Origin of the sequence: Aeromonas sp. R4-1, from assembly GCF_040908325.1 — a bacterium.
Classification (GTDB): Bacteria; Pseudomonadota; Gammaproteobacteria; order Enterobacterales; family Aeromonadaceae; genus Aeromonas; species Aeromonas veronii.
In genome coordinates, this window is record NZ_JBFODM010000091.1 from 12,280 (window position 1) to 27,870 (window position 15,591).

The following is a 15,591-nucleotide window of genomic DNA, read 5'->3' on the forward strand; positions in this document are numbered from 1 at the left end:
GGGGGATAAACCACTACACTAAACCCGTTCGGAACCGAAACTGGTGCCAATGTCGATACCAAGGAAGGCCATTACATGAAAATTGTTACCACCTCCAATCTGGGTCTTGCCATATTGCTCGGCTGTACGCTGGGCATGGGGGTCGTTGGCTGGTATGGCAGCCAGCGGCTAGCCAATCTGCTCTCCTATGTCCTGGGCGCCGCCTGGCAGACCGCCGACGGTGCCATGGAGGGCTCCATAGAGCTGGGCAACCAACAGCTACAGATTCAGAAGATGCAAAACGGAACCCCGCTCAACCGCGCCGAACTCGATGCTGCCAAGGCGGCGACCGATGACGCGCTGGCCCGGGTCAGCCAGGGGCAGCTCATTGATGGTGCGGCCCTTGCCACCATGGAACAGCACAAGCAGGACTATCAACAGCAACAAGAGAAGCTGCTGGCGCTCTATCACGCCTATACCGAGGTGGATCAGGCACTGCATCACAATGCCGATCTGATGGCCCGCCTCTCGACCCAGCTGGAGGTGATCGGCGACGGCGCGGTCGAGGTGCTGACCCAATCCCCCGACCAGACCATCAGCTGGAACAGCGGCCTCTCCACTCGCTGGGAAGCGGCCGACGGGGGGATGGAATCCAACATAGGCTTTTTGCGCCAGCTCTATGCGCTGGAAAAGATGCGCAGACAAGGAGTCACAGAGGCGATCAAGGCCGAGCTGAAAGAGGCGACCGATTTCTACCACGAAGCGGTCGACAGCATGCTCGGCACCGGGCTGTTCGATATCGAGGGAACCGGGGAATTTGCCGGCAAGACACTGTCGGCAGAGTATCGCGCCCTGTTGGCCCGGCATCAGCAACTGATGGGACAGTGGGTCGATGCGCTCGGCAGCTATCAGGCCCAGCAGTCCGCCTATGAGGTCAGTGCCGATGAGCTGCGACAACAGCTGGTTGCCATCGAGGAGAGCGGCGATGCCACCGTCGAGGATCAGGTGGCCCAGCTCAACGGCATCATCAGCCAGACCCGAACCCTGCTGCTGGGTGGCCTGTTGCTGAGCCTGATCATGGTCACCCTCTGCGGCTTCTGGCTGACCCGCAAGCTGGTGACCCCGCTGCTGCAAGTGGACAAACGAATGCAGGATATCGCCGCCGGCGAGGGAGATCTCAACGCCCGCATCAACCTGCAACGGGATGACGAGATAGGCTCGCTGGCCAACAGCGTGGATCGTTTCATCGAGAAATTGCAGAAGATGATCAGCTCCACCATGGACAACAACCAGCACATCAGCGAACACGTTCACACCTCGGTCAACCGGGTGGAGGCAATCAGCCAAAGCAGCCGCCAGACCGCCGAACATGCGCTGGCCCTGCACCATGACAGTGAACAGATGGTGCAAGTCGCCACCGGTATCTCGGACAACTGCAGCATGGCGGCCCACAATGCCAATGAGGTGCGCCAGCTGACCACCGAGAGCAGCCAGTATGTCGCCTCCGCCAGCGCGGGCATGCAGCGGGTGGTACAGGAGGTGAGCGAGTGTGCCATCGCCATCAACTCCCTCAAGGAGCAGGCGGGTCAGATTGGCCAGATCATCTCCACCATCAGCGGTATCTCGGAACAGACCAACCTGCTGGCCCTCAATGCGGCCATCGAAGCGGCCCGCGCGGGGGAGATGGGACGTGGCTTTGCGGTGGTTGCGGACGAGGTGCGCACCCTAGCCAATCGCACGGCGACATCAAGCGCCGAAATTAGCTAGGTGATCAGCAGCATCCAGCAGCAGACCGAGACCGCCTATCTGATGATGCAACGCAACCTCAAGACGGTGGAGTCTGGCATGCAGGACTCCGAGAACACCAAACAAATCCTGTTCAAGGTGGAAGGCGCCATCGACCAACTGGCGGACATGGTACAGCAGGTGGCCGTGGCTACCGGGCAACTGTCACACACCCTGAGCCACTCCTCTGACAAGGTCTCCGGCATCAGTCTGCAAGCCAGAACCGGCGAACAGGAGGCGCAGGAGTGTCTGCAACTCGCCTCCTCGCTCCATCAGGCCAGCCTGCTGCAGCAGCGCCTGCTCTCCCAGTTCAGGGTCTGACCCCTTTCAATAGCAAAGATGCCACTCATGTGAGCGGCATCTTTTTGTTACCGGTCGCTCATTCCTGCCGCCTTAACTTCCTCAACGTCCTATGGCCAGTTGAACAGCCAGGCTCAGCATGATGATGCCAACCAGCAGATCGATCCCCTGCTGCACCCGGCTGCGGGCCAGCCAGGGCGCCAGTGCCGCAGCACCCAGCGCCAGCGAGTAGAACCACACCAACGAGGCCAGCATGGCCCCCGCAGCAAAGGCCGGACGCAGGGACTCGCTCACCTGACTGCCAAGGGAGCCGAGCAGCATCAATGTATCGAGATAGACGTGAGGATTGAGCAGCGTAACTCCCAGCGTCATCGCCAGCACGCTTTTGGCCCCCATCTGCTGAGTAGAATCGGCAACTCCCTCCCCTTTACCGCGCCATGCACTGAGCAGGGAACGGCCACCAAACCAGCCGAGAAACAGCACGCCTCCCCAGATGAGCAGCGCCATGCCGAGGGGGCTGGTGGCCAGCACATTGGCCCCGCCAAATACGCCGATAGCAATCAGGGTGAGATCGCAGAAACTGCAAAGCGTGGCCGTCAGCAGATGGTGATTGCGATGGATGCCCCGGCTCAGCACAAAGGCATTCTGGGCGCCGATGGGGATGATCATGGCCAGACCGATGGTGAAGCCTTGTAGTGTCGTTGCGAGCATCATGGAGAGCACCGTTCGAAATGATGAATGAGCGGCACTATAGCGATGGTGGTTCCTTCTTAGAAATTCATTGATTTACTGATTGATTCATTTTGCTAATAAAAACCGGCATACCCAGCCGCTGTTCCAGCCCTTGTCAATTACCGGATCTGACAATTGTGACCCTCAGAGTGCGGCAGGAGAATCTGTTGCGCCTGTGGGCTCAGCCTACTGCAGCAATCTGGGGAAGTTGGTAACCACAACTTGCTCCAGATTGGGTAGCAACAGCCCCGTACTAACCCCTTTGGCAATGGCCTGATAGCGGTTCATTGAGCCGGTTTTGCGGGTGACCTGATTGAGATGGTAATTGACCGTGCGCTCCGTGATCCCGAGGATGCAGGCGATCTCGCTAGAGGTCTTCCCTTCACTTGCCCAGAACAGGCACTCGGTCTCGCGCTCGGTCAAGGGGTCTTTACCCGCACTGTCCATCATGCTGAAACGCATCACCCGAATGGCCGCCTCGAAGATGTAATTGGACATCCAGGAGAGGATCGGCGAGGACTCCAGCAGCAAGTCGCTCGAGGCCCGCTCGGAGGTGATGAAGGAGAGAATACCGTTCTCCCCGGCAGCACCGTGCAGAGGGAAGGAGATGCCGTTACGCAACCCGAACTCGGCTGCCAACCCCATCACGTCCATGGTTCCCTCCTGCAGAAAACTGGCCCGCTCATCGAGGCGGTTCCAGTAAATGGGCAGCGTCTGCTTGCGTGCCAGCCGGATCACCGGATCGCACGCCAGCATGTTGTTTTCGGTATAGGCCTGCACCCAGGAATCGGGGCACTGGTTGAACAGCACCACCTTGGGCCTTTGCATCGACATCGGCAGGATCAGGGCGAAGCGATAGTAGTCATAGCCCATCCCGAGCGTAAAGCGACCGATCAGTTCGGCCAGACGATTGCCGTCCGTCACCGAAGTGAAATGTTCGAGGTACTCAAGCAGTTGGTCTCTGTTCATATGAAAGCCCCCTTGGCCAGACATGTGATTATAACGGCGAATAGCAAGATAGAGGGTCCATAATGTTGGTTTTTAAAGGAAAATTGAGAGAACATCCACGAAACGAGGTGGAGAATGAACTCTATCGCTTTCGAAATCGCGTCTTTTCCGACCGGCTAGGCTGGGATGTCGAGTCTCATCGGGGCCTGGAGCGTGACAGCTTCGACACGCCAGACACCCATTGGGTTCTGATCGAGGACGAACAAGGGCTGTGTGGCTGTATTCGTCTGCTCAACTGTGCCGATGCCTATATGCTGCCCACCATCTTCCCCACCGCCCTTGCCGGTGAAAGCGCGCCACGCACCCCCGATGTCTGGGAACTCACCCGTCTGGCTATCGATGCCCAGCGCGCACCGCGCATGAGCAATGGCGTCAGCGAACTCACTTGCGTCATCTTCCGCGAGGTATATGCCTTCGCCCATGCCCACGGGATCCGGGAGCTGGTCGCCGTCGTCAGCCTGCCGGTGGAGCGCATCTTCCGCCGACTTGGCCTGCCCATCGAGCGCCTCGGTCATCGTCAGGCGGTCGATCTGGGGGCGGTAAGGGGCGTTGGCATCCGCTTCCATCTGGATGAGCGCTTCGCGCAGGCGGTCTCCCAACCTCTGCTGGGCCATTATCAAACCAGCCATTATCCACTGCAGCAACCGTCACCGGTGCTGGCAGTTCACTCATAAAAAATCCCGGGAAAACAGACCCGGGATAAAGATGTCGCTACGATCTGCGCAGGGCTACCCCATGCGGCACCAGAGAGTATCCTCCGTCAATGGCCTGACCACTACTGTCAAAAATCACAGCGCAACGTCCCTTCCACCGCCCATTGTTGTCCCCTGCCGAGTGACGTAGAGTCAGCCCTTGGGCAACGGAAGGGAGAGAATATGAAAGAGCTGGACTACAAACTGCTGCGGGCACTGGATGCGGTACTGCAGGAACAGAACTTCGATCGGGCGGCCAAGTCGCTCCATATCACCCAGTCGGCCATCTCCCAGCGGATCAAACAGCTGGAGCAACAGTTTGCCGAGCCGCTGCTTATTCGTAGCCAGCCGCTGCAGGCCACCGCGCTCGGCCAGAAGCTGCTGGCCCACTATCGGCAAGTACATCAGCTTGAGCTCGAACTGGCGGGGGAGCTGACCCCCGACCAGCCGCAAGGGCCAATCCGGATCAGCATCGCAGTGAACGCCGACAGCCTGGCCACCTGGTTTTTGCCCGCCATTGCCCCCTTGTTGAAACAGCACCCCATCGAACTCAACCTGCTGGTCGATGACGAGAACCGCACCCTCGACAAGGTCCGCGAGGGTCAGGCCTTTGGTGCGGTCAGCCTGCATCCCCAACCGCTGGCGGGTTGCTGCGTCGACGAGCTCGGTGAGATGAACTATCTGCTTACCGCCAGCCCCGCCTTCGTAGCCTGCCACTTCCCTCATGGCCTGACCCGCGATGCGCTGGCCAAGGCACCTGCGGTAGCGTTCGATCAGCGTGATGACATGCATGTGAGCTTTATGAGAGAACACTTCGGGCTGGAGCCTGGCGGTTATCCCTGCCATACGGTCCACTCGTCAGAGGCCTTCGTCGCCATGGCCGAACAGGGGTTGGCCTACTGCCTGATCCCCGAATTGCAGATAAGAGGCCAGCTCGCAGGCGGGTCACTACTCAACCTCAGTCCCGACCACGTCCTGACGGAATGCCTCTACTGGCACCGCTGGGTACTGGAAAAAGGGGTTCACAAGCAGCTATCCCAACGCCTTATCGACCATGCCAGATCGCAGTTGAAACCACGCTGAGCAGGCCATTCACCTTGGCTTTGCAGGGCTAAAAACGTATAGTGCTGGGCGATCCTTCATCAGGTCTCCACCCAGGTTTTCACTTCAGGTTCCTCACTTATGTTCCAAGACAATCCGCTGCTGGCCCAGCTCAAGCAACAAATCCGCGAAAACATCCCGAAGAAAGAGGGTGTGATCCGCGCCTCGGACCGGGGCTTCGGCTTTCTGGAAGTCGATGAGAAGACCAGCTATTTCGTGCCGCCTCCCTACATGAAGAAGGTGATGCACGGTGACCGGGTGACCGCCCTGATCCGCACCGAAAAAGAGAAGGAAGTGGCCGAGCCGGATACCCTGCTGGAGCAGTCCGTCACCCGCTTCGTGGCCCGGGTCAAGATGTTCCGCGACCGCCTCAACGTGGTGGCCGACCATCCGCTGATCAAGGATGCCATCAAGGCCCGCGTCAAGAAGGGTCTGGATGAGAAAGAGTTCAAGGAAGGTGACTGGGTGGTGGCTACCCTCAAGCGCCATGCGCTGGTCGACGGTAACTTCTCTGCCGAGATCATCCAGAAGATCGCCGCCCAGGAAGATCACAATGTGCCCTGGTGGGTGGTGCTTGCGCGCCACAACCTAGCCCAGGTCGAGCCGGCTGATTTGCCGGAGTGGAAGGTGATCGAAGAGGAAGAGCTGCCCCGTCGTGACCTGACCAAGATGCCCTTCTTCACCATCGACGGTGCCAAGACCAAGGATATGGACGATGCGCTGGCCATCACCAAGCTGGACAACGGCTGGGAGCTGCTGGTCGCCATCGCTGACCCGACCGCCTATGTGGCCGAAGGGAGCGAGCTGGACAAAGAGGCCGCCCAGCGCGCCTTTACCGTCTACATGCCGGGCCGCAACGTGCCGATGATCCCGCGCACCCTCTCCGACGAGCTCTGCTCCCTGAAAGAGGGCGAGGAGCGCAACACTCTGTGTGCCCGTCTGCTCATCGCCGAAGATGGTCTGCTACTGGAGGAGACCGAGTTCTTCGCCGCCCGCATCTGCTCCCACGCCCGTCTCAACTATGACGACGTCTCCGACTGGGCCGAGCATGGCAAAGAGCTGTCTATCGACGCAGGCGTACTGGCCCAGCTGCCGCTGATGAAGGCGATGACCGAAGCACGCATCGCGTGGCGCACCGAACATGCGCTGGTATTCCCGGATCGTCCCGACTACGACTTCGAGCTGGGCGAAAATGGCGAAGTGTTGGCCATCCACGTCGAGCCACGCCGCATCGCCAACCGCATGGTGGAAGAGTCGATGATCGCCGCCAACATCTGCGCCGGTCGCGTGCTGGGCAAGAGCGTCGGTTACGGCATCTTCAACGTTCACACCGGCTTTGACGAAGAGTCCCTCGACGGTGCCATCGACCTGCTGAAGAGTGCCGAAGCCCCGTTCGAGCGCGACGAGATCGCCAGCCTCTCCGGCTTCTGCGCCCTGCGCCGCTGGATCGACAACCTCGACACCCGCTGGCTGGATGGCAAGATCCGCCGCTTCCAGAGCTATGCGCTGATGTCCTCCGAACCGGGCGCCCATTACGGTCTGGGTCTGGATGCTTACGCCACCTGGACCTCTCCGATCCGTAAATACGGCGATATGGTCAACCATCGTCTGCTCAAAGCGGTTATCGCCGGCAAGACCCCGGGTGAGCGCCCGAGCACCGAGCTCACCGAGCATCTGACCGCCTGCCGCCGCCTGCACCGCATGGTGGAGCGTGACATCGGCGACTGGCTCTATGTCCGCTACCTGAAAGCCGCCGCTGGCACCGATCAGGTATTCAACGCCGAGATCATCGACGTGATGCGTGCCGGTCTCAAGCTGCGTCTGCAGGAGAACGGCGCCGTGGTCTTCCTGCCTGCCCGCCATATTCTCGACAACAAGGATCGACTGGAGTGCAACTGGGACAACGGTCGCGTCTATCTGGACAAGACCGAGGTGGTCTACGAGCTCGGCCAGCTCATCGAGATCAAGCTGACCGAAGCGGTAGAAGAGACCCGCTCCCTTATCGCCAAACCAGCTGTGGATCTGGTGCCGGGCCCGGCACCGGAAGCCCCGGCGACCGAGAGTGCGCCAGCCGATAGCAGTGAAACGCCCGCTGAGGCTGCCCCCAAGGCAGAATAAGCCGCGCAGAATCATCTGATCTGCCCGAGAGCCCGCCATCGTGCGGGCTCTTTTTTTGCCCAACACCCCGCCCTACAAGCTGCCATATATACCGTTATGGCACACAGTTCTAGCCACGATTGGCAGAGAACGCAGTGAATGTCTCCACCAGAATGGCTTAAAGCAACCATTATGTGCACCACCTCTCCTTTCTGACATATTAATCAAGGAGAAATATATCTATACTCGCTTGGGTACAATCCAAGGGATATTGGTATGCAGGAATGGGACCCGGAACACTTCACCAACTTCGCTCAGTTATGCGAAGTGAGCCTCGCCACCATCCGTGAAAAGACCGATGCCGAACGCCTCTGCCTCTGGCTGAAAGCCCCCGAACCGCAGCTCTACAGTTTTCAGCTCGATCACGGGCTGACCACGCTTGATCTCGCCCATCTCGGTCAACTGACCCTGCCCCACCACCTGATCGACAAGGCGATGGAGAAGGGACAACTGGTGATCGAGCAGCTCCAAGCACCGCCGGATCCCGGCGAAAATGTGGAGCCCGCCCAGCCGCAGTTACGCGCCTGTTTCCCTCTCAAGCGTCACATGAAACTGGAAGGGGTCATCTATCTGGAGACCCGCCGCCGCATCGACCGCCTCTCCTCCCACCAGCGTCAGGGTATCCAGCTCCTTATTCACTATCTGACGGCCGAGCTCAGCAATCACCTGCTCTCCAGCCAGGTCAATCAGGAGCGGGACCAGCGGCTCCATACCCAGACCGATCTGGTACAGAGTCAGGCACTGCAGGGCTCCTTCCTCACCATGTTGCAGGCGCTGCACATGGTCAGCGTCACCCTCTCCCGCAGTCGCAGCGAGAACGATCTGCTGCGGGATGCCGTGCTGCTGGCCCGCAAGGAGCTGCAGTTCGATCGGGTCGCCATCTTCCTGATCGAACCCGATGGCAAGACCATGCGTGGCACCTGGGGCACCAGCGAAGAGGGCGAGCTGATGGATGAACACAACTTCATCAGCCCCATTCCGGATCACCCGACGGTGCAAGAGGCGCTCAGGCGCAAGGATTACGTACTGGTGATGGAAGATACCGCCCTCTACTACGAGAAGCAGCAGGTGGGCCGTGGCTGGAACGCCATGGTATCGCTATGGGATGGCACCACTCCCATCGGCTGGATCGCCGCTGACAACCTGCTCTGGCACCGTCCGCTCAAAGCCTATCAGAGCGAGATCTTCAAACAGTACGCCGCCATTCTGTCACAACTGCTGATCCGCCAGCGTACTCAGGAGCAGTTGGAAACCCTCAACCGCCAGCTGGAGGCCCGGGTCGCCGAGCGCACCATGCAGCTGGCCGAGACCAACCGGGCGCTGGAGGAGGCAAATCACCGCCTCTCCCTGCTGTCGCTGGAAGATCCCCTCACCGGCATCGCCAACCGGCGCCAGTGGGACATCACCATGCAGCGGGAGTGGGAGTGGGCACGGCGCACCCAGAACCTGCTGGCGGTATTGATGATCGACGTCGACGAGTTCAAGGCCTACAACGACCACTTCGGCCATGCCAAAGGGGATCTCTGCCTGCAACAGGTGGCCCATGTGCTGCGGGATGCAGAGCGGCGTTGCACCAATCTGGTCGCCCGTTACGGCGGGGAGGAGTTCGTCATTCTGCTCTGCGCCCCCCAACCCGGTGAGGCCGAACAGCTGGCCGGGCGGATCCACGATGGTCTTGCCCGCTTGAAAATGCCCCATCCCGCCTCGCGGGTTGCTGATTTCATTACGGTTAGCATAGGCTTTAGCTATCTGGTTCCCTCCCAGGACGGAGCATGGCAGACCCTGACCGAACAGGCTGACCAGGCGCTCTACCACGCCAAGTCACAAGGGAGGGCCCGCACTCTGGCCTATCGGTGATCCCATGCTGTTGCGTCGCTACCCTATCTTCAATCGTCGCCTGGCTCTGGTGGCCTACGGCATCGACTATCAGCTCAGCTCACCGGCCGAATGGCCTTCACTGGCGCAACATTGCCGCCTGCTGGCACAGGGGCGTCAATATCTGGTGCCCTTCACCCACGAACAGCTCGATGAACAGCGTCCACTACTGCTGGATCAGGACGCGATCCCGCTGGTTGAAGCCTCCAGTGAACGCCAGCCCAACTCGTTCCCGGTGCTGGAGCAGTGGCGCGACAGTCGGCGCAGACTGGCGGTACATGGCGCTAACCGGGATCCGCGCTGGCTCGGCGCCAGCCGCCTGCTGGTGTACTGGATGGGGGAAGAGGGGATCTGCCAGCCCACCGAGCACAAGCGGATGGCGCTGAACATCGAAACCTGGGCGGATTTTCTCCCGCTGCGGGAGGCCGGGGTCGACTTCTTTGCCGGCGGTTTTCTCGCCCGTCCCGAGCTGGTCAATCAGCGGGCCAACCAGCCCGATATGGCGCTGGTACAGCAGATCCTCCAGCTCATCTGCCACGAAGAGTTCTCCTTCGCCCAGGTAGCCCGCCTGCTGGAGCAGGATGCCTGGCTGCCCGGCCTGCTGCTCACCTACGTCAACGCCCCCGGCTTCGATCATGCCGCCCCCATAACCTCGGTACCCCGCGCCCTCTCCTATCTGGGGGAGCAGGAGATCCGCAAGTTCGTGTTGATCAACGGTCTGGCCCGGGTAAGCCAGCACATGCCGGAGGCCTGCACCCGCATGGCCATCGCCCGCGGCCGCTTCTGCGAGTTGATTGCCCTCACCGCCCTCGGTAAAGCGGAGGCAAGCTGGGCCTTTCTGGTGGGACTGGTGCTCGATGGCTCTCTGCTGTCTGAGCCGTTGATGGCCCACCTGCCCAAGAGCGTGCAGCGCGCCATCGAACTGCACGAAGGGCCACTCTTTCATCTGTTTCAGCTGGTCAGCACCTATGAACAGGGCAACTGGGCCCTGCTGGAACAGCTTGCCCCCAAATATCAACTCGATCCGGCTCAGCTCACCCCCGTCTATTTTCAGTCACAAATGTGGGGGCAAGCGTTTCTCACCAGCTAGGTGATGGCGAGGCGGGGAGCCACTGGCTAGAATGGGCTCCCTTTTTTCAGAGACTGACCCGCACCATGACGCTTTCCGGATTCCAAGGCCTGGTCTTTGACCTTGATGGCACCCTGGTCGACTCCATGCCGCTGCACCTCGCCGCCTGGGAACACACTGCCCGCGAGTTTGGCTTTCACTTCGACGCCGACTGGTTCTATGAGCTGGGTGGCATGCCGAGCCGCAAGATAGCCCTGCTGGTCGCACAGGAGCAGCAGATCCCCCTCGATCCGCTCGAAGTCACCCGCTGCAAGACCGCCCACTATGTGGCCAACCTGCACAAGGCGACCGTGTTTCCGGCCATGCAGGCGCTGGTCGAGCGCTATCATGGCGTCATCCCGATGGGGATCGGCACCGGCTCGCCCCGCGTCAATGCCGAGGCGGTGCTGCGCAACACCGGGCTGGATCGCTACTTCTCCGTGGTGGTCACCGCAGACGATGTGGAGCTGCACAAGCCCAATCCGGACACCTTCCTGCTGGTCGCCAGCAAGCTGGGGGTCGAGCCATCAGGCTGTCTGGTGTTTGAAGATACCGGTATCGGGGTACAGGCCGGAGAAGCGGCGGGTATGCAGACCTGCATGGTCAAAGAGGGCAAGCCGGTCGGCATAACAGCGTAGTGCGGAAAAAGATATCGCCCTGCAAGGGGCGATAACCGGAACCGGCTCTCATACGGGACATGAATGAAAAATGAGAGCAGGTTCCGTCAGCCGCTGACGCAGGGCGCATCAACGGGGAGTGCGGGGCAGACGATTACTCGTTGTTGCCGCCGCCCTGATTGTCGTCATAACGACCCGGCGCACCGTGGGGGCGCGGCGCCATGGAGACTCGTGGCTTGCGAGCACGCTGGATATTCACCTGCGGACGGCCGGTGTGCATGGCGATGGTGGAGATCTTGGCCTTGTAGACCAGCTGCTGGTTACCATGAGCATCGGTCAGCAGCACGCTGTACTGGTCGAACCCGCTGATGGTGCCTTCCAGCTTGATGCCGCTCACCAGAAAAATAGCGACCTGACTGCGGTTCTTGCGCAACCAGTTGAGGGCAGAATCTTGCCCGTTCCCGAGGGAGAAGGCTTGCTCAATCGTGGAGTAGCTGGGGGATTCAGTTGTCATAAATTATTGTCCCGCGGAAAAAAAGTGGCGTTTGATTGTGCTAAATGGGCACTGGCTTGTCAAAGTCATTCTCACTCCCGCCAGCAATAGCGGCCTCCGGGGGCTGGTCGCTGACCAGCACAACTGCGATAATCGCCAGCTCTGGCTCTACCACGGGCCTTATCTGGGATTTTATCTTGCATCCGGTTTCACACCAACACCACACCACCTATGTCCATGATGCCACTGCCTGCGAAGAGTGTGACCTGCTGATACCGGCCACACCGCTCGAGGTGGGACAGGCCAGCTGCTGCCCCCGTTGCGGACACACCTTGAGTCGCCACCTGCCACAGCAGGAGTTGCGGCCGATCTCCTACGGATTCGCGGCACTCATCATGTTCGTGCTCGCCAATGCCTTTACCTTTATGTCCTTCTCGGCCAAAGGGGTGGGCCAGGAGATGACCTTTTTGCAGAGCATCACCACCCTGGTGGATGAGGGCTATCTGTTTCTCGGCGCGGTACTGAGCCTGACCCTGATCGGCCTGCCGCTGGTTTATATGGGCTCCATCATGCTGGTGCTGTGGCGGGTCGATAAAGATCTGCACAGCAATGCCCTGCGCTCCCTCGGCCGTCTGCTCTGCCGGATCAAACCCTGGCTGATGGTGGATGTCTTTCTGGTGGGGGTGCTCATCTCGCTGGTCAAGCTGATGGGGATGGCCGACATCAAGATGGGGCTGTCATTCTGGGCTTTCGTCGGTTACACGGTGCTGCTCATCAAGATGATCTCCTCACTGGATCAGATGTGGCTGTGGCAGCGGCTGTTCGGCCCGTCCGAGGCGCGGGATATCGACCCGGAAGTGGGCGCGCTGGAATCAGGTCTGGTGGGCTGCCACATCTGTGGCGCTCTGAGCGAGGTGGGCAGCCACAGTTGCTCCCGCTGCGGCGGCAAGCTGCATGCGCGCAAGCCGGGCGGCCTGAACCGCACCTGGGCGCTGCTGTTTACCTCCGCCATTCTCTACATTCCGGCCAACGTCTATCCCATCATGGATACGGTGTTTCTCGGTGATGACAGCCCCTCCACCATCCTCGGCGGTGTGGTGCTGCTCTGGGCCATGGGCTCCTACCCCATAGCGGCGGTGATTTTTTTCGCCAGCGTGGTGGTGCCGCTGGTGAAAATACTGGCGCTATTCTGGCTTTGCTATATGGTGCAGCGCGGCAATGTCACCTCCCCCCTCGGCAAGCTCAAACTCTATCGCATGACCGAATTTGTCGGACGCTGGTCGATGATCGACGTCTTCGTGGTGGCCATTCTGGCGGGCCTGATCCGGCTCGACAATCTGATGACCATCTATCCCGGCCCTGCGGCCGTCGCATTTGCAGGTGTGGTGCTGATCACCATGGTCGCCGCCATGAGTTTCGACTCCCGCCTGATCTGGGATTTACAACAAGGAGAACGCGAACGTGAGTGAGCGTAAAAAAAGGTGGAAACCGGGCTCTGACTTTCTGAGCTCTGCCGCCGCAATCTGGATGGTGCCCCTGCTGGCGCTGTTCATCGGTCTCTGGATGCTGTTCCAGCACTGGTACTCCCAGGGCCCCAGTTTCACCCTGACAGTCGCCACTGCCGAGGGCATAGTCGCTGGCAAGACGGTGATCCGCTCCCGCGAAGTGGACGTCGGCCGTATCGAGGCCGTCGAGCTGAGCGATGACTATAGCCATGCCGTGCTGAAAGGACGGCTGACCAATGCCGCCTCCGGCATGCTGCGCGGTGACAGCCAGTTCTGGGTGGTCAAGCCCAGAGTGGGCCGTGAAGGGGTATCGGGTCTGAGCACCCTGCTCTCCGGCGCCTATATCGAGCTCGCCCCCGGCAAGAAAGGTCGGGCGCGGGACGAATACGCCATGCTCGACAAACCGCCGCTCGCCTCCCTCGATGCCAAGGGGCTGCGTCTCACCCTCAGCAGTCGCGACACCCGCGCGCTGGGAGAAGGCTCCCCCATCAACTATCAGGGCTTCACCATAGGTCAGGTGGAAGAGGCGAAGTTCCTGCCGGAAAAGAGCGAGATGCAGTATCAAATCTTCATCCACGCCCCCTATGACATTCTGGTGAGCAGCAACTCCCGCTTCTGGATGACCCCGGGCTTCGAGGTCTCCATGAGCAGCGAGGGGATGAAGGTGAAGATGGATTCGCTGGAGAGCCTGATCGATGGCGGCATTACCATGGGTCTGCCACCCGGCTGGGCGCCTGGCGAACCGGTCAAACAGATGGAAGGGTTCACCCTGTTCCAGGATGAGGCGAGCGTGCTGGCCGGTAGTCTGGATCAGTTCATCGACTACGTCTTCCTGTTCGATGACAACGTGGGTGGCCTGCACCCGGGCGCAGCGGTGCAGTATCGCGGCATTCGGGTCGGTACCGTCATCTCCGCCCCCTACCTCATCGAGGACAAGGGCGTGCAAATCTTCAAGAGCCGCCAGATCCCGGTGCTGGCTCGCATCGAGGTGCAGCGCCTCTCCCACCGCTATGCCAAGGCGGAGAAGGATCAGTGGCGTGCCCTGTTCGGCAAGCAGTTCAAGGAGGGGTTGCGTGCCAGCCTCAAGACCTCGAGCCTGCTGACTGGCGGCAAGATCATCGACCTCAACTTCTATCCGGACGCGCCACGTTTCGAACAGGCCAAGCTGGCCGGTTATCAGGTCTTCCCCACCGTGCAGGGCGGGCTGGATCAGATCGAGCGCAAGGTGAACCTCATCCTCGACAAGTTTGTCGACATGGACATGGCGACCACCCTGACCAAGGTCAACGGGTCACTCACCACCCTGGATGGCACCCTGAAGAACATCAGTGCAGTCAGCGCCAACCTGAACAAGCTCACCGCCAAGGATTCTACCCAGCAGCTGCCCGCCTCGCTCAACGAGAGCCTCAAGCAGTTGCAGGAGACCTTGCAGGCCTATGATGCCCAGTCGCAGACCAATCAGGATCTGCGTCAGTCGGTGCAGACCCTCAATCAGTTGATGCGCGAACTGCAGCCGCTGGTGCACTCCCTCAACGAGCAGCCCAGCTCGCTGATCTTCGATCGCGCGCATCCATCGGACCCTGAGCCCAAGCGAGGCAAACAATGAAAAAAGAGATCCTGACGCTGGCCCTGCTGGGCCTGCTGGCGGGTTGCAGCAGCCAACCAAGCCTGCACTACTACTCGCTCGATGCCGATAGTCAGCAACCCGTGACTGCCCCGGCCCAACCGCAGCACCAGTTGGTGCTGCGCCCGGTGGCGCTGGCCAGCCAGCTCGACCGGATCAGCCTGGTCTATCAGCTGGAAGGGCAAGAGCTCCACTTCACCGAGTACCATCGCTGGGCCGGTGCGCTGGACGATCAGCTCAACCAGCTCACCCTCAATGGCCTCTCCACCCGCCTGCCGGGCTGGGTGGTACGGCAGGATGGCGCCCGCAAGGGGCCGGTGCTGACCATTCTGGTGGAGCGCTTTCAGGGCCGTCATGACGGCAGCGCCGTGCTGAGCGGCCGCTGGCGCCTGCTGGCGGAAGATGGCACCGTGCTGCGCGATGCCCCCTTCCGTCAGGAGCGGGTATTGCCGGCCGATGGCTATAACGCGCTGGTGAACGAGCTGGGTCAGGGCTGGCAACAGCTGCTCGACCAGATCGCCGCCGAGGTGCGCCAGAGCGCCCGCTAATCGGCCATCAGCCGATTGCAGAGATAAAAAAACGACGCCAGCTGGCGTCGTTTCACATTGCAGCCAC

At 60.5% G+C, this 15,591-nt stretch carries 12 protein-coding genes and 1 pseudogene; 10 read left to right on the top strand and 3 right to left on the bottom strand.

Going from position 1 to position 15,591, the window contains the following annotated elements; all coding sequences use genetic code 11:
- Window positions 1–75: 75 nt before the first annotated feature.
- Window positions 76–2,085 (top strand): annotated as a pseudogene (locus AB5Y90_RS17025) (methyl-accepting chemotaxis protein).
- Window positions 2,086–2,166: 81 nt separating this feature from the next.
- Here the strand turns inward: AB5Y90_RS17025 and lysE are convergent.
- Both lysE and AB5Y90_RS17035 read right to left on the bottom strand, forming a co-directional pair.
- Entirely contained in the window at window positions 2,167–2,775 is a 609-nt protein-coding gene (gene lysE, locus AB5Y90_RS17030) for an L-lysine exporter (RefSeq protein WP_307896810.1), read from the bottom strand.
- Between the two features lie 207 nt (window positions 2,776–2,982).
- Window positions 2,983–3,765, bottom strand: coding sequence for a LuxR family transcriptional regulator (locus AB5Y90_RS17035; protein WP_307896236.1), 783 nt, complete (start codon window positions 3,763–3,765; stop codon window positions 2,983–2,985).
- Between the two features lie 62 nt (window positions 3,766–3,827).
- Between AB5Y90_RS17035 and AB5Y90_RS17040 the strand changes: the two genes are divergently transcribed.
- The 6 genes from AB5Y90_RS17040 to AB5Y90_RS17065 all read left to right on the top strand — a co-directional run bounded on the left by AB5Y90_RS17040 (window position 3,828) and on the right by AB5Y90_RS17065 (window position 11,375).
- Entirely contained in the window at window positions 3,828–4,478 is a 651-nt protein-coding gene (locus tag AB5Y90_RS17040; RefSeq protein WP_042081537.1) for an acyl-homoserine-lactone synthase, read from the top strand.
- 201 nt (window positions 4,479–4,679) lie between these two features.
- Window positions 4,680–5,579 (top strand): LysR family transcriptional regulator ArgP, encoded by a 900-nt coding sequence (locus tag AB5Y90_RS17045; RefSeq protein WP_307896235.1) that lies wholly within the window; start codon window positions 4,680–4,682, stop codon window positions 5,577–5,579.
- Window positions 5,580–5,678: 99 nt separating this feature from the next.
- Entirely contained in the window at window positions 5,679–7,715 is a 2,037-nt protein-coding gene (locus AB5Y90_RS17050; protein ID WP_307896234.1) for an exoribonuclease II, read from the top strand.
- Between the two features lie 255 nt (window positions 7,716–7,970).
- Window positions 7,971–9,611, top strand: a complete 1,641-nt coding sequence (locus tag AB5Y90_RS17055; protein WP_307896233.1) for a sensor domain-containing diguanylate cyclase — start codon at window positions 7,971–7,973, stop codon at window positions 9,609–9,611.
- Between the two features lie 4 nt (window positions 9,612–9,615).
- Window positions 9,616–10,719 carry an EAL and HDOD domain-containing protein gene (locus tag AB5Y90_RS17060; RefSeq protein ID WP_064335439.1) on the top strand — a complete coding sequence of 368 codons (1,104 nt, stop codon included), beginning with the start codon at window positions 9,616–9,618 and terminating at the stop codon, window positions 10,717–10,719.
- Window positions 10,720–10,784: 65 nt separating this feature from the next.
- Window positions 10,785–11,375: an HAD family phosphatase gene (locus AB5Y90_RS17065; protein ID WP_040066974.1), complete on the top strand. Its 591-nt coding sequence runs from the start codon at window positions 10,785–10,787 to the stop codon at window positions 11,373–11,375.
- Window positions 11,376–11,508: 133 nt separating this feature from the next.
- Here the strand turns inward: AB5Y90_RS17065 and hfq are convergent, their stop codons facing one another.
- Window positions 11,509–11,868 (bottom strand): RNA chaperone Hfq, encoded by a 360-nt coding sequence (hfq, locus tag AB5Y90_RS17070; protein ID WP_005335772.1) that lies wholly within the window; start codon window positions 11,866–11,868, stop codon window positions 11,509–11,511.
- A gap of 176 nt (window positions 11,869–12,044) precedes the next feature.
- Between hfq and AB5Y90_RS17075 the strand changes: the two genes are divergently transcribed.
- From AB5Y90_RS17075 to AB5Y90_RS17085, 3 genes are read left to right on the top strand one after another with little or no spacing between them, the layout of a single operon-like run.
- Entirely contained in the window at window positions 12,045–13,316 is a 1,272-nt protein-coding gene (locus tag AB5Y90_RS17075) for a paraquat-inducible protein A (RefSeq protein WP_307896232.1), read from the top strand.
- A complete protein-coding gene (gene pqiB, locus AB5Y90_RS17080; RefSeq protein WP_005335774.1) occupies window positions 13,309–14,958 on the top strand; it encodes an intermembrane transport protein PqiB in 1,650 nt (549 codons plus the stop codon). The genes AB5Y90_RS17075 and pqiB overlap by 8 nt, the downstream gene beginning before the upstream one ends.
- On the top strand, window positions 14,955–15,524 hold the full coding sequence (locus tag AB5Y90_RS17085) for a membrane integrity-associated transporter subunit PqiC (RefSeq protein ID WP_139707456.1): 570 nt from the start codon (window positions 14,955–14,957) through the stop codon (window positions 15,522–15,524). The genes pqiB and AB5Y90_RS17085 overlap by 4 nt, the downstream gene beginning before the upstream one ends.
- Window positions 15,525–15,591 lie beyond the last annotated feature (67 nt).

Excerpts from the sequence above, each read along its gene's own strand:
- AB5Y90_RS17055 (WP_307896233.1), top strand. The coding sequence starts at position 7,971 with ATGCAGGAATGGGACCCGGAACACTTCACCAACTTCGCTCAGTTATGC.
- AB5Y90_RS17050 (WP_307896234.1), top strand. The coding sequence starts at position 5,679 with ATGTTCCAAGACAATCCGCTGCTGGCCCAGCTCAAGCAACAAATCCGC.
- AB5Y90_RS17035 (WP_307896236.1), bottom strand. The coding sequence starts at position 3,765 with ATGAACAGAGACCAACTGCTTGAGTACCTCGAACATTTCACTTCGGTG.
- AB5Y90_RS17040 (WP_042081537.1), top strand. The coding sequence starts at position 3,828 with ATGTTGGTTTTTAAAGGAAAATTGAGAGAACATCCACGAAACGAGGTG.
- AB5Y90_RS17060 (WP_064335439.1), top strand. The coding sequence starts at position 9,616 with ATGCTGTTGCGTCGCTACCCTATCTTCAATCGTCGCCTGGCTCTGGTG.
- lysE (WP_307896810.1), bottom strand. The coding sequence starts at position 2,775 with ATGCTCGCAACGACACTACAAGGCTTCACCATCGGTCTGGCCATGATC.
- hfq (WP_005335772.1), bottom strand. The coding sequence starts at position 11,868 with ATGACAACTGAATCCCCCAGCTACTCCACGATTGAGCAAGCCTTCTCC.
- AB5Y90_RS17045 (WP_307896235.1), top strand. The coding sequence starts at position 4,680 with ATGAAAGAGCTGGACTACAAACTGCTGCGGGCACTGGATGCGGTACTG.
- AB5Y90_RS17065 (WP_040066974.1), top strand. The coding sequence starts at position 10,785 with ATGACGCTTTCCGGATTCCAAGGCCTGGTCTTTGACCTTGATGGCACC.
- AB5Y90_RS17085 (WP_139707456.1), top strand. The coding sequence starts at position 14,955 with ATGAAAAAAGAGATCCTGACGCTGGCCCTGCTGGGCCTGCTGGCGGGT.